This is a genomic window from Dactylosporangium sp. NPDC050688 (assembly GCF_040654515.1).
Classification (GTDB): domain Bacteria; phylum Actinomycetota; class Actinomycetes; order Mycobacteriales; family Micromonosporaceae; genus Dactylosporangium.
The window spans coordinates 13208-25910 of sequence record NZ_JBFAIC010000028.1 but is presented as its reverse complement, the minus strand read 5'-3'; the positions used below and the strand labels follow the sequence as shown (position 1 = coordinate 25910).

Sequence of the window (12703 nt, the reverse complement as noted above, 5' to 3'; positions counted from 1 at the left end):
GCCCCGGGCGCCGGGTGCGCTTATCCTGCAGGCGTGGCTTTGCGGTTCGAGACGCGCGCGTCGGACTCGCCGTGGGTCGACACCGTGTGGACCTGCACCAGCGAGCGGGTGACCCGGATGACCTCGGTCGCGGCGGTGTGCTGGGGGCTGGTGTTCTGGCAGCTCGACGGCGTGCCGTACGCGGGTGTCAGCGGCCCCGAGTCCAGGACCGGCACGGCGCCGGTGCCGGAGGGGGCGGCGTTCGTCGGCATCGAGTTCGCCGTCGGCACATCGCTGCGGGTGGCGCCGGCCGCGGCGCTGGTCGACGGCGGCGTGGCGCTGCCCGACGCGACCCGCAGGATGTTCCGGCTGGACGGGCTGCGCTTCGAGACGCCCGGCCCCGACGACGCCGAGGCCCTCGTCGACCGGCTCGTGCGCGCCGGGACGCTGATCCGTGACCCGCTCGTCACGCAGGTCCGCCGGGGGCGCCGGCCCGACGTGTCGGCGCGCACCGTCGAGCGGCGGTTCCGCGCGGTGACCGGGTTCACCCAGGGCGCGGTCCGGCAGATCGAGCGCGCCCGCGAGGCGTCGGTGGCGCTGGCCGCCGGGGTCGCCGTCGCCGACGTCGTCACCCGGTTCGAGTACTTCGACGAGCCGCACCTGGCCCGGGCCCTGCGCCAGTACGTCGGCCGCACGGCACGCCAGCTGCGCGACGGCACCGGCGGCCCGATCGCCCTGGACCTGCTTCAGCGGGTCACGTCGTAGACCATTTTGACGATGCCGTTCGGGTACGCCTCCGACGCCCGCAGCCGCAGCGACTGCTTGTCCCGGTCGGCCCGGCTGAACAGGCTCTTGCCCGCGCCGAGCAGCACCGGGAAGACCAACAGGTGGTACCGGTCGATCAGATCCGCGTCGGACAGGCGGCGGGCGAGCTGCGCGCTGCCGTGGATGAAGACCGCGCCGCCGTCGCCCTGCTTGAGCGCGGCGACGTCCGCGGTCGAGCGCAGGATCGTCGTGTCGCCCCAGCCGTCCACGAGCGCACCGTCCGGCAGGGTGGCCGACACGACGTACTTCGGCAGCTCCTTGTACGCCGCGTGGTCCTCCGACTCGCGCCACACCGGCGCGAACACCTCGTAGCTGCGCCGGCCGAACATCAGCGCCGAGGTCTCCTGCAGCTCCTCACCCTTCAGGGCGAACGCCTCGGGCGAGAACTCGATGTCCTTGAACACCCAGCCGCCGCTGCGGTGCTCCTCACCCGGCCCGCCACCCGGCGAGTCGACGACGCCGTCGAGCGAGACGAACGCGGTGTAGACCAGTTCACGCATCTGCTGTGCTCCTCATGTGCTGTGCTCCTCATGTGCTGTGCTCCTCATGTGCCGGGCGCGACGCCCGCCGACGATGCTAGGAACGGTCACCGGTGGCGTCTTGTACGGAAACGACACCGCCGGTGGCATCATCGGACGATGACGGCATGGCGGGACGTACGAGCGGCGGCGCCGGAGTTCGCCGACCGCGTGCAGCAGCTGTTCGACGCCCACCGGCACAAGACCATCGCGACGCTGCGGGCCGACGGCGCACCACGCATCTCCGGCATCGAGGTGGTCTTCGCCGACGGCGAGCTCACCTTCGGTTCGATGGCGCACGCGCGCAAGGGCGCCGACCTGCGCCGCGACCCGAGGTTCGCGCTGCACAGCGCGACCGTCGACCCGGTCGAAGGTGCCGAGGCGCAGTGGCCGGGCGAGGCGAAGATCTCCGGCCGGGCGGTCCTTGCCGAGCCGGCCACCGGCGGCCCGGGCGTCTCGGACGGCCCGGACGTCTCGGACGGCGACGGCGGCTCGGGCGGCGACGGCGGCTCGGGCGGCTCGGGCGGCGACCGCTTCCGCGCCGACATCACCGAGGTCGTGCACACCCACCTCAACGCCGAGGCGACGCTGCTCGTCGTCGAGTGGTGGACCCCGGCGCAGGGGCTGCGCCGCGTCGAGCGCGAGTGACCGGCGCCGTGGACGTCTACGACACGATCGGCACCGGCTACGCCACGACCCGCCGGCCCGACCCGCGCATCGCCGCCCGTGTCACCGCCGCGCTCGGCGATGCCCGTTCGGTGGTCAACGTCGGTGCCGGCGCGGGCTCGTACGAACCTCCGCAGACCGTCGTCGCCGTCGAGCCCAGCGCCGTCATGGTCCGCCAGCGCCCGGCCGGCGCCGCACCGGTCGCGCCCTGCTCGACCAGGACGACTTCGACGCCGGGTACCGGGTCGTCGTCGCCGACGGGTAGGTAGCCCCGCGCGGTTACCGCGGCCGGACCGCGTAGGTCAGGTGGGTCACCCGCCGCGTCGGCTCCGCGCGGACCGGCTCCAGGGCCACGCGGCCCGCGTCCACGCCCTCGAACAGCCGGATCCCGGAGCCGAACAGCACGGGGGACAGCGCGATCGTGAACTCGTCGACCAGGCCGGCGTTCACGTACTGCAGGATCGTCGCGCCGCCGCCCGCGATCCGGATGTCCCGGTCTCCGGCGGCCTCGCGGGCCCGGTCGAGCGCGGCCTCGATGCCGTCGTTGACGAAGTGGAACGTGGTCCCACCGGGCCGCTCCCAGGGGGCACGCCGCTCGTGCGTCACGACGAAGACCGGCGTGTGGAACGGCGCCTCCTCCGGCCACGCGTGCTCGCCGGCGTCGAACATGCGCTTGCCCATCACGCTCGCGCCGGTGCGCAGATGCGTCTGCCGTACGATGTCGTTGTCGCGGCCCTCCTCACCGCCCTCGCCGAGCTTCAGGTTCTCCCGGATGAACCGCAGCGGGAACATCCACTGCTGCAGCTCCATCCACTGCTGTCCCATCAGGTCCCCGAGGGACGCGGGCGCGATGAAACCGTCCAGCGACATCGACACGCTGAAGAACACCTTCCCGGCCATCAGCGCTCAGCTCCCTTGCCGGACGAGCTCGGTCACGTAGGCGGCCAGATTGTCCAGGGTCTGCCGGCCGCCCTCGATCGCGTGGTACTTCTCGACCGCCTCGTCGCGCAGCTCCTTGGTGGCGAACACCGTGCGCAGCTCGATCCGGGTCGCCGCGCCGTCCGGCGCGAACGTGAGGACCGACGTGAAGGCGTTCGGGTCGTCGCGGTGCTCGCCGTGCAGCAGCGCGATCCGCTCCGGCGGGGTGATCTCGGTCCAGGAGATCCACTCCTGGTAGTCCGTCCCGTCCGGTCCGTGCATCACGAAGTCCCAGACTCCGCCGACGCGGAACTCGAACGCCCGCGTGGTGGTGGTGAACCCCTCCGGACCCCACCACCGCGACAAGTGCCGCACCTCGGTGAACGCCTCGAACACCAGCTCCCGTGGGGCACTGATGGCCCGGGAGATCACCACCTCACGGTCGGCCGTCGCGCTCATTGGCTACCCCTCCTGCCTTGCCTGCTTCAGGTCCTGTACGTACGCGTCCAGCCGGTCGAAGCTCTCGTTCCAGAACCGCTCGAACCCGCCGGTCCACTCGTGCACCGGCCGCAGCCCGCGGGCGTCGAGGCCGTACAGGCGCTGCTTGCCCGCCTTGCGGTCCCGCACCAGCCCGACCTCCCGGAGCACCCGCAGGTGCTTGGACGCCCCGGGCTGGGTCATCCCCAGCTCCAGGGCCAGCTCGGTCACCGGCCGCTCGCCCGCCCGCAGTAGCACCAGGATCTCCCGGCGCTGCGGCTCGGCGATCGCGTTGAAGACGTCCGACGTCGTCGCTGCTCGTGCCATGGCGGCCATCGTATACCCATATCGGTATGCGTCAAGCGTGGACTCGGATTGCCGTGGTCCGGCGGCGTGCGGTATGAATCCCTCGGCGTACAGCGGCTCGAGCATCGTTCGGTGGGGGCCTGACCTGCGGGAAGGGGACGCGGTGATCGGCGCGGGAACAGTGCTGGCCGGGCGGTACGAGATCGGGCGGCACATCGCCAGCGGTGGCATGGGCGACGTCTGGCAGGGCGTGGACAGCGTGCTCGGGCGCACGGTGGCGGTGAAGCTGCTTCGGGCGCCCTCCGACGAGCCCGAGTTCGCGGAGCGGTTCCGGGCCGAGGCGCGCACCATGGCGACGATCAGTCACCCCGGGGTCGTCGACGTGTACGACTTCGGCGACGACCCCGCGGCCGGCATGTACCTGGTGATGAAGTACATCGACGGCGAGTCGCTCGCCCGCACGCTGGACCGCGAGGAGCGGCTGACGGCGCAGGCGACGATGCGGCTGGTCGCCGAGGCGGCCGAGGCGCTGCACGCGGCGCACGAGAAGGGCGTGACGCACCGCGACATCAAGCCGGCGAACCTGCTGCTGCGCCCCGACGGCAGCACGGTGCTCACCGACTTCGGCATCGCCCGGTCGGCCGCGACGACCCACCAGACCGCCGCCGGGCTGCTGCTGGGCACCGCCTCGTACCTGGCGCCGGAGCGGGCGGGCGGCGAGCCGGCGACCGCCCGGTCCGACATCTACTCCCTCGGCGTCGTCGCGTACCGGTGCCTGGCCGGGCGGCTGCCGTTCGTGGGGGAGAGCGTGCTGCAGATCGCGCTGCGGCACGCCCACGACGAACTGCCGCCGCTGCCGCAGGACGTGCCGCCCGCCGTCCGGACGGTGGTCGAGCGGGCCCTGGCGAAGGACCCGGCGAAGCGCTGGCCGTCGGCCGCCGAGTTCGCCACCGCGGCCCGGCAGGCGCTGACGGAGGAGCTGACCCGGCGCGAGAGCGCACCGCCGGCCGCCGCCTTCCCTCGCAACGCCGGCCGGCGCCGGACTGTCGCGCTCGGCGCCGCCGCCGCGGTGGTGGCGGTCGCGGTCGTCGCGGTGGCGCTGGCCGTCCCCGGCGGCGGCGACGACCCGCGGACCCCCGAGGCGGCCGCGAACCCGGCGGCCGCCGACTCGGCCGGCGCCGCGGGACTCGCTGCGGGGGCTGCGGGGGCCGGCGCCACGAGCGCGGCGGCGGTGCCCGGCACGTCCGGCCCGGCGTCGGCGGCCGGCGGCAGCGCCGGCCCGGGACGGGGTGCGGTGCTGGCCGTGCCGGCGAACCTGACGGCGACCCCGGTCAGCGCCACGACGATCCGCCTGCGGTGGACGGACACCTCCAGCGGCGAGACCGGCTTCAGCGTCCTCAACGGCGCCACGTCCCGCGACGCCGCCGCCAACGCGACCTCGCTGGACTGGGACGGCCTGGCCCCGGACACCCGCATGTGCTTCAAGGTCCGCGCGTTCAACGCGTCCGGCGTGTCGGCGTACTTCCCGACCGCCCAGCAGGACTGGGTCTGCGCCGTCACGCTGGGCGGCACCGGCCCGGCCGCGCCGAGCGGCCTCACCGCGACGCCGTCGGGCCCGAACGCCATCCGCCTGCAGTGGACGGACGGCTCCGCCGACGAGGCAGGCTTCACCGTCATCAACGGCGAGACGTCCAGGAACACGGGCGCCAACGCGACGTCGTACACGTGGGACGGCCTGGCGCCCGGCACGTACATGTGCTTCAAGGTGCGGGCGTTCAAGGCCTCCGGAGTGTCGGCCTACAGCCCGCCCGGCCAGCAGGACTGGGCCTGCACCACGACCCCGGCGGCGTGACGCGGCCGCCGCACTCCGGTCGGCCGCCGCACTCGGTCGGCTGCCGCCCTTGGTTGGCCGCCGTCCTCGATTGGCCGCCGCGCTCGGTCGGCTGGCACGGCGCGGCCGGCGGGCGTGCCGGCCGCCGTCTTACGCTCGGGTGAGCAGCCGCCGGGCCGCGTCGAACGCCGCGTCACCGGCGGTGCCGTGCGCGGCGAGGAAGTCGTGCGCATCGCCGCCGCCGGGCGGGACCGGCCCGCACGCCGACACCCCGCGCAGCTCGCTGAACACGCACACGACCCGCCCGCCACCGTCCGGCGCGGGCCGGGTCAGCAGCGCGTCGCAGCGCCGCCACAGCTCGCCGAGCCGGGCCGCCGCGGCCGCGTTGTCCGTGTACACGCCGCCCCAGCCGACCTGCATGAGGACGGCGAGCGGTCCGTACACCAGATGGTAGTTGACGGCATATGAGTTGATGCCGTGCCCGGCGTGGCTCACCGCGACGTGGTCCTCGACCCGCCCGGCGAGGATGTCGGCGAGGAACCCGGCGTCGAACAGGTACATCCGGACCGGGTCGATGTCGCGGGTCGTCCAGCACCACGGCTGTGGGGCCTGCAGCGCGGGCCGCAACGGCTCGGGCACCGGCGGGACGGGGAGCCCGCTCGCCGTGAACGTCGCGACCAGGTCGTCCCACGCGTGCGTGCCCACCCGCCGATTGTGCGGCCCACCGCATCGGCGCGCAACGATGTCGTGCGCCACCATGGTCCCCCTGGAGACCGGCCGGCGGGGCGGCCCTGGCCGGTGCGCTCACCGCCGCCGTCCTGTTCCGCCGCCTGCGTCCACGCGACGTCGTATGAGCAAATTGCTATCCCGTTGTGCGCATGTCCAATGCATCGACATTCTTGTATGTCGTGACGACCTCCTGTATGAAGGCGGAAAGCATCTACAGGTGCTGATTCCTGGGGAGGAACGATGAGACATCTACTGCACTGGCTGCGGACCGCAGCAGTCGCAGGCAGTGCCTGCGTGCTCGGGCTGAGCGTGCTGCCGACGCCGGCCGCCCACGCCGAGTTGCAGCCGCTCGCGCCGAACTCCGTGCGCGCACCCGAATCGGACCAGTTCTCGGCGGAGGGCGTCACGACGGTCGGCGAGCTTCGTACCATCGGCGCCGCACTGTCCAATACCGCCGCCGGTCGCACACAGATCATCTCGCATCCCGGCGCGACCTACATCAAGGTCCATATCAGTGCCCTCCGGCTGGCTCGCGGCGAGTACGTCACCGTGTCGAGCCCTGACGGCCGGGAAAGCTACCGGTACGACCGCAGCCTGAACCGGGACACCGGCGCCGACTACACGACCGACGGGCAGCCGGGCTTCTGGGCGATGTCAGTCGAGGGCGACACGGCGGTAGTGACCGTGCACAGCAAGCGCGCTTCCCGCGCGAATGCCGTCACGGTCGACCGCTTCTGGCGGGGCTACGACCAGGCGGAGATCGCCCAGTACAACTTCTCCATCATGTCCGTCTGCAGCACCGACGCCCGCCGCGACGTGGTCTGCTACCAGAACAGCCACCCCATCGAGTACGCCCGCGCCGGGGCCGTGGCGCGGCTGCTGATCAGCGGCGGCGGGCTGTGCACCACCTGGCGGGTCGGCAACACCAACCGAATGCTGACGAACAAGCACTGCTTCTCAACGCAGGCCGCCGTCAGCGGCAGCGAGATGCAGTTCAACTACCAGTGCGCCACATGCGGCGGCGGGAACCCCGGAGCCGGCACCAAGGTCAGCGGCGCCACCCTGTACAAGGTGAGCAGCGGCGGCTCAAGCCAGCTGGACTACACCCTGTACTCGGTGAACAACTTCGCCAACATCCAGAGCTTCGGCACGCTGTACCTGGCGACGAGCGCCACCACCGCCGGCACGCGCATCTACATCCCGGGCCACGGCGACGGCAGCCCGAAGCGACTGTCGATCTTCGAGAACACGCAGAACGGCCCGACCTGCGCGGTGAGCAACGCGAACTACAACACGTACAACATCAGCTACAGCTGCGACACCTCGGGCGGCAACTCCGGCTCGCCGGTGCTGAGCAGCGCCCACCGCGTGGTCGCCCTGCACCACCTCGGCGGCTGCCCGGCGAACCAGGGCGCCAAGGCCCACCTCATCTACAACGAGATCGCCAGCCTGATCGACAACAACGGCTGACCCCCCGCCAAGCGGGCGCCCGACAGCGCGGCGCCCGCTTGGCCCGCCCGGGCATTGTCGGCCCTGCAGCTACGCACGTGATGGAGGCAGGCCGGCGGAGAGCAGGACATTGAGGCGCGGCGTGGATAGGCTCCTGCGCCATGGGTGACAACGAGACCGAGCCGCGCGTGTTCACCAACCGGTTCGCCGATGCTGTCGGGCCGTCGGGTCGAGTACCAGACCGGGACCGGTGCCGGTGCGTGGGTCATTCGGTCGAGACGCGACCGGCGCGGGTGACCTTCCATGCCGAGCGGCAGGACACCGCAAGCGAAGGCTGGCGGCACCTCCTGATGCTCATCGAGGAGGCGGCGGCCGACGGTAGGACCGTCTTCAAGCCTTTCGTCGAGCTCAGCGCCGAGGAGCGCCGGCAGATCGTCACCCTGCCACCGACGATCGCGACCCTGACCAAGGTCGAACACCTCGTCCTGTACGGCACCAACCTGGTTCGAATCCCGCCCGAGATCGGGGCGATGGCCAGCCTTGAGGTGTTCGAGCCGTACACCTCGCACCGCCTGCACTGGTATCCGTACGAGCTGACCAGGTGCACCCGGCTCCGGGACAGTACCGTCAGCACCCGCGCGCTGTACGGCAACTTCAAGCACCGGCCGCCGTTTCCGAGCCTGAGGCCGTTGACCACCGCGACCGAGGCCGACTTCAGGCAGCTCGACCCCGGAGTGTGGGGCGCTGACAGGGTCAACGCGTGCAGCGTGTGCGGGGAACCGGTCGACAGCGAACTGCACCAGGCCTGGATCTCCCTCGGCGTGGCCACCGACGTGCTGCCGCTGCTTGTCAACGCCTGCTCCGCAGCGTGTCTGGCGGCGATCCCGCCGGGCCACTCCGGCTATGTCAAGACCCCGCACCACGGCGGCACTGATCTTGCCCAGCCGCGGGCCCGAGGTATCTGAAGGACCCGCTCGGCGCCCGGGTATCCGCAGGGCGAAATCACATCGAATCGGGGAGCCCGAAGCACGCGGATCGCGGCCACGCCGGTTGCCAGGCCATCCTTACAGCGCTACGCGAGCTGGTAAGTGAAGCGGTCGGTCCGGCCGTGTGTGCCGTCCTGGGCGGCTGCCGCTCGCAAGACGTCTTCGACGAGCCGGGCAGCCAGTTCGTTCAGTGCCCGCGACCGCAGGGACGGGTCGCGTGACCAGCCAGTGGTGTCGAAGGTGGAGCGTGCGGCAGCGATCGCGACCTGCGCCTCGGCTCGGCCCGCGGAGACGTAGGCTCCGACGACCTCACCGGTGAAGGGGTCGATCGACTCGTGGACCGAGCCGGTGTAGCTCCACTCGCCGTTGATCAGATTACGGGCGGTGCTGGTGGTCGACATTGTCGTTCTCTCGATTCTTTCCGGCAGTTGTTTCGGTCAGTCGGTACGTGTCGCGGTCGTGCGGCCACGGTTCTCGGCCGGGTAGTGCTTGCGGAGGTCGGAGGTCGTCATCCGGTCGAGCATCCGGTCGGGAAGGATGCGGGAAGCCCGGATGAGGAAGGCAGCCGTCGCGCCGATGGTGTAACGGGTGCGGGGCCTGCCGTCGGTTACCGCTTTGGCGATCCTCTTCGCGGCGACGTCGGAGGTCACGCCGGCCTTGGTGAACGCCGCCACGTGGGAGGGTATTGCCCGCATCAGAGCGCCGTAGCGCGCGTTCTGCTCGGGCGTCATCCCGTCGTCGAGGCGGCTGAGGGCGGCGAGGCCGACGCGGGACATCTCGGTTTTGACGCCGCCCGGTTCGACCACCACCACCTGCACACCGTGGGGGGCCAGCTCGTTGCGCAGCGCGTCGCTCATCGCCTCCATCGCGAACTTGCTGGCGGCGTACGGTCCGTAGCCGGCCATGGAGATCTTGCCGTTGAGGGAACTGATGTTGACGACGCGTCCCTTGTCGCGTAGCAGCGCGGGAAGCAGGGCCTGGGTGACGGCGACGTGGCCGAAGAGGTTCACCTCGAAGATGCGCCGCCATTCGCTGAGCGGCATCACTTCGACCGGGCCGGCGCCAGGGATGCCGGCGTTGTTGACCAGCGCCCGCAGCGGCCGCGGACCCCGCTCGACACGTGCGGCGAGCGCGGCGATGTGGTCGGGGTCGGTGATGTCGAGGATCACCGGCTCGATGCCCTTGGCCCGCAGGGGCATCCGGTCGCTGTCGCGCCGTACGCCGGCGAGGACATGGAAGCCGCGCCGAGCCAGTTCCCGCGCGGTGGCCGCGCCCATGCCGGTCGACGCCCCGGACACGATCACAAGTTCCCGAGTTTCAGATGACGCTGTCATCTCTTGAGTGTGCGGCAATGAGATGACAGCGTCAACTGGTTCAAGTGACTTAGTCATCACAAGTGGGCTAGAATCGTCCGCGTGACCAGCCGTGCCGAATCAGCCGCTGCCACGCGCCGCGCCCTGCTCGACGCGGCCGCTGAGCTGCTCGATTCCGGTGGCCTCGACGCCGTGACGCTGCGCGCGGTGGGGGCGCGCGCCGGAGTGACTCGCGGAGCGCCCTACCGGCACTTCCTCGACAAGGAGAGCCTGCTGATCGCCGTCGGGACCCGGGCATGGGACACGCTCGGAGACCGCATGCAAGCCCTTCGCGCGGAACCGGGCCTGTCGGCCGCCGAGAAAATACGCGGCGGTCTCATTGCACTCATCGACATCGGCCGCTTTCAGCCACACCTCTACAAGCTCATGTTCAGCAACCCGCCCGGCGACCCCACAGCACTCGCCCGTGCCGCCCAGCGAAGCCAGACCGAGTTTCTGGCCGTCGTCGCCGACCTGGTCGGCGAGCAGGACGCCCGCCGATACGCAGCCCTGCTCATCAGCAGCGCGAACGGGATTGCCGGCCTGGAGGCCAGCGGCCAGCTCACCGACCCGAAGTGGGGAGGCGTCTCCGCCGAAGACCTCACCGACACCCTCGTCGACATGATCGCCGGCAAGAGCCGGCACGCATGACCGGCGACCAGCGGACTCGACGACTATGGTCAGAAAAGTGGTGAGATCCGCGCGGACGTCATCGGCTCGCCATCGCCGAGTTCATCCCCCGACAACCAACGACCTGCTGCACGGCATGCCCTGATCCGCCAGTGGCATGAGCGCGCACGGGATCTTGTAGTGGCTGCTCGGCGATGCGATCTGCAGCAGCTGTCATTGCGTCTTCAACGTCGCTGACTGGTACGAGGCTCAGAACAGCCACGACTCAACCCATCGACGCCGTCATACCTCGCGTGGACCGCTCGACCTGAACCGCGCCGCCAGTTCGGCACGTGGTACCTACCCAACCCACCGATCCGCTGGCGAATACGGCGCCCGCAAGCGGGCGGCGACCGCGCTCGTCGAGCGCTGGGACTGGTACAGCTGGCCGGGCCTGGATCTGCGTCCGTTGCACTTCGAACGGGACCTGCTCAAGCCTGGCCGCAGGCTGGACACGCGACCGCCGGCGGACCGGGATGTCCTGCGGATCGGTTTCGACGCCGAGGGCCGCGCGGTGGTGACCGAGGAGTACTCCGGCTTTCTGCGCGGCCGCCTGTACTACGAGACGTTCGTCCGCCACGGCAGCGACGTGGTGGAGGCGGCGCATTTCGACACGGACGGGCCCATCTACCTACACGAGTACAGCTTCGTGGGCGGGCTGATGCGCTCGGCTGACACCGTCGCGCGGCGCGGCTCGGGGCGAGAGTCGTACACGTACGCCCATGGGCGGATCAGCCGTGTCGAGATCGAGCACAACGGTCGGCCATGTTCAACGTTGACGGCCGAACACGACGACGACGGCCTGGTCCGCCTCGTCGAGGTCATGGGCCGCGGGTCTGAAGTGCGCTACGAGCGGCCGCCGGCCGGGTTCGACCTCGACGTGGCATGCCGGGCCGTCGAGGACGCCCTGGTCACGTTGATCCCGGACGCCGTGGCGCGCCTGACGGTCGACGGCCCCGCCGCCTGCGTCGCGCTGAGCTATCACCAATCGCCCGCGCTGTCCGTCGAGGTCCACGCGTCCACCGCGGACGAGCGCGCCGCCCTGGCGGCGATCGACCCGCGGGCCGCATGGTCGCCGGCCGACTTCGAGACCGGTACCGACATCGACCTCACCGGGGCGGGACCGGTGCGGCTGGTGTGGCAGGAGCTCGCCCTGCTCGACGCGGCCGACCCCGGCGCCGGATCCGAGATCGGCCGGCGACTGTTGTGTTCGGCGGCCGCTCGGCTCAACCTCCGCGACTGGTCGGACACGCTGCCAGTCACCGACGACTTCGTGGTGGCATGAGTACGCGCGTGACCTTGAGGGTCGGCGTTGGCACACGTGGTCAGTCGCGGGCCACAGCGTAACCAAGGATCACTGCGGCGGAGACGACGATGTGGCCTGGGGCGAGGTCCTGGGCCGTCGTCGCGGCGGCCTCGGCGTGGCTGCGGTAGCGGGCAGCGCCCGGTTGCTCCGGGTCCACGTCCTCAATGTGCACGACCGCGCCGATACGAACACCGGCAGCCTCGGCATACAGGTCGGCCTTCGCGCGGGCCGCGGCCACCGCCTTGCGCCGAGCCTCGGCCCGCAGTTCGCGCTTGCCGATGACGTCGAAGTCGACGCCCTCGATCTCGTTGGCGCCGGCCGCGACAATGGCGACCAGCAACGGTTCGACATCGTCCAGCGCACCGGACTCCACCGCAAAAGCAGCCTGGCACTGGTAGCCGACGAACTTCCGTGACCCGTCCACGAACTCCGTCGCCGTCCTCAGGTCCAGCCGCGAACCCTCAACCGCCGCATCGACGATCCCATGCTCGCGCAACGCGCCACGCACGGCCCGTACAGCTGCGCGCGCCGCCTCGAACGCAGCGGCCGGCGCCTGCTCCAACCGTACGATCTTGAACCGCACGCGCACCAGATCCGGCACCGCCTTCACACTCGCGGCGCCGAACGCGCTGATCCCCCATGGACGTTCCACCATCTGCATGACCGCCGATCCAACCAGATCGGCCCCCACT

General features: G+C 71.1%; 15 protein-coding genes and 1 pseudogene. 8 read left to right on the top strand and 8 right to left on the bottom strand.

Translation table 11 applies throughout. The annotated features are described in order from the left end of the window. Window positions 1-33: 33 nt before the first annotated feature. Entirely contained in the window at window positions 34-744 is a 711-nt protein-coding gene (locus tag AB0H83_RS25515; protein WP_360098573.1) for a helix-turn-helix domain-containing protein, read from the top strand. Here the strand turns inward: AB0H83_RS25515 and AB0H83_RS25510 are convergent. After that, a complete protein-coding gene (locus AB0H83_RS25510) occupies window positions 726-1304 on the bottom strand; it encodes a dihydrofolate reductase family protein (protein ID WP_360098571.1) in 579 nt (192 codons plus the stop codon). The two genes, AB0H83_RS25515 and AB0H83_RS25510, sit on opposite strands and share 19 nt — an antisense overlap. A gap of 138 nt (window positions 1305-1442) precedes the next feature. Between AB0H83_RS25510 and AB0H83_RS25505 the strand changes: the two genes are divergently transcribed. Together AB0H83_RS25505 and AB0H83_RS25500 are read left to right on the top strand one after the other, a co-directional pair. Then, window positions 1443-1970, top strand: coding sequence for a pyridoxamine 5'-phosphate oxidase family protein (locus AB0H83_RS25505; RefSeq protein WP_360098569.1), 528 nt, complete (start codon window positions 1443-1445; stop codon window positions 1968-1970). A gap of 14 nt (window positions 1971-1984) precedes the next feature. Further along, window positions 1985-2188: pseudogene (locus tag AB0H83_RS25500) on the top strand (MerR family transcriptional regulator); the annotation flags it as partial. A gap of 79 nt (window positions 2189-2267) precedes the next feature. Here AB0H83_RS25500 and AB0H83_RS25495 read toward each other — a convergent pair. From AB0H83_RS25495 to AB0H83_RS25485, 3 genes are read right to left on the bottom strand one after another with little or no spacing between them, the layout of a single operon-like run. Next, the gene (locus AB0H83_RS25495; RefSeq protein WP_360098567.1) at window positions 2268-2888 is read right to left on the bottom strand and encodes a dihydrofolate reductase family protein; all 621 of its coding nucleotides are present in this window, start codon (window positions 2886-2888) and stop codon (window positions 2268-2270) included. A 6-nt stretch (window positions 2889-2894) separates the two neighbouring features. Further along, window positions 2895-3365 (bottom strand): SRPBCC family protein, encoded by a 471-nt coding sequence (locus tag AB0H83_RS25490; protein ID WP_360098565.1) that lies wholly within the window; start codon window positions 3363-3365, stop codon window positions 2895-2897. A 3-nt stretch (window positions 3366-3368) separates the two neighbouring features. Then, the gene (locus AB0H83_RS25485) at window positions 3369-3710 is read right to left on the bottom strand and encodes a metalloregulator ArsR/SmtB family transcription factor (protein WP_360098563.1); all 342 of its coding nucleotides are present in this window, start codon (window positions 3708-3710) and stop codon (window positions 3369-3371) included. A gap of 142 nt (window positions 3711-3852) precedes the next feature. Between AB0H83_RS25485 and AB0H83_RS25480 the strand changes: the two genes are divergently transcribed. Then, window positions 3853-5541, top strand: a complete 1689-nt coding sequence (locus tag AB0H83_RS25480) for a protein kinase (protein ID WP_360098561.1) — start codon at window positions 3853-3855, stop codon at window positions 5539-5541. Between the two features lie 129 nt (window positions 5542-5670). On the opposite strand, the gene AB0H83_RS25475 is transcribed toward AB0H83_RS25480, so the two are convergent. Next, window positions 5671-6225, bottom strand: a complete 555-nt coding sequence (locus AB0H83_RS25475) for a hypothetical protein (protein WP_360098559.1) — start codon at window positions 6223-6225, stop codon at window positions 5671-5673. A gap of 264 nt (window positions 6226-6489) precedes the next feature. Here AB0H83_RS25475 and AB0H83_RS25470 point away from each other — a divergent pair, with 264 nt between their 5' ends. Both AB0H83_RS25470 and AB0H83_RS25465 read left to right on the top strand, forming a co-directional pair. Next, window positions 6490-7719, top strand: a complete 1230-nt coding sequence (locus AB0H83_RS25470) for a serine protease (protein ID WP_360098557.1) — start codon at window positions 6490-6492, stop codon at window positions 7717-7719. Window positions 7720-7958: 239 nt separating this feature from the next. Further along, entirely contained in the window at window positions 7959-8663 is a 705-nt protein-coding gene (locus tag AB0H83_RS25465) for a leucine-rich repeat domain-containing protein (RefSeq protein WP_360098555.1), read from the top strand. 107 nt (window positions 8664-8770) lie between these two features. On the opposite strand, the gene AB0H83_RS25460 is transcribed toward AB0H83_RS25465, so the two are convergent. Both AB0H83_RS25460 and AB0H83_RS25455 read right to left on the bottom strand, forming a co-directional pair. Further along, entirely contained in the window at window positions 8771-9085 is a 315-nt protein-coding gene (locus AB0H83_RS25460) for an aldehyde dehydrogenase family protein (protein WP_360098553.1), read from the bottom strand. Window positions 9086-9121: 36 nt separating this feature from the next. After that, window positions 9122-9982, bottom strand: coding sequence for an SDR family oxidoreductase (locus AB0H83_RS25455; RefSeq protein ID WP_360098551.1), 861 nt, complete (start codon window positions 9980-9982; stop codon window positions 9122-9124). 117 nt (window positions 9983-10099) lie between these two features. Between AB0H83_RS25455 and AB0H83_RS25450 the strand changes: the two genes are divergently transcribed. After that, a complete protein-coding gene (locus AB0H83_RS25450; RefSeq protein WP_360098549.1) occupies window positions 10100-10687 on the top strand; it encodes a TetR/AcrR family transcriptional regulator in 588 nt (195 codons plus the stop codon). Window positions 10688-11114: 427 nt separating this feature from the next. After that, window positions 11115-11990, top strand: a complete 876-nt coding sequence (locus tag AB0H83_RS25445) for a hypothetical protein (RefSeq protein WP_360098547.1) — start codon at window positions 11115-11117, stop codon at window positions 11988-11990. Between the two features lie 40 nt (window positions 11991-12030). Here AB0H83_RS25445 and AB0H83_RS25440 read toward each other — a convergent pair whose 3' ends face one another. Continuing rightward, a complete protein-coding gene (locus AB0H83_RS25440; RefSeq protein WP_360098545.1) occupies window positions 12031-12672 on the bottom strand; it encodes an SIMPL domain-containing protein in 642 nt (213 codons plus the stop codon). Between the last annotated feature and the right edge of the window lie 31 nt (window positions 12673-12703).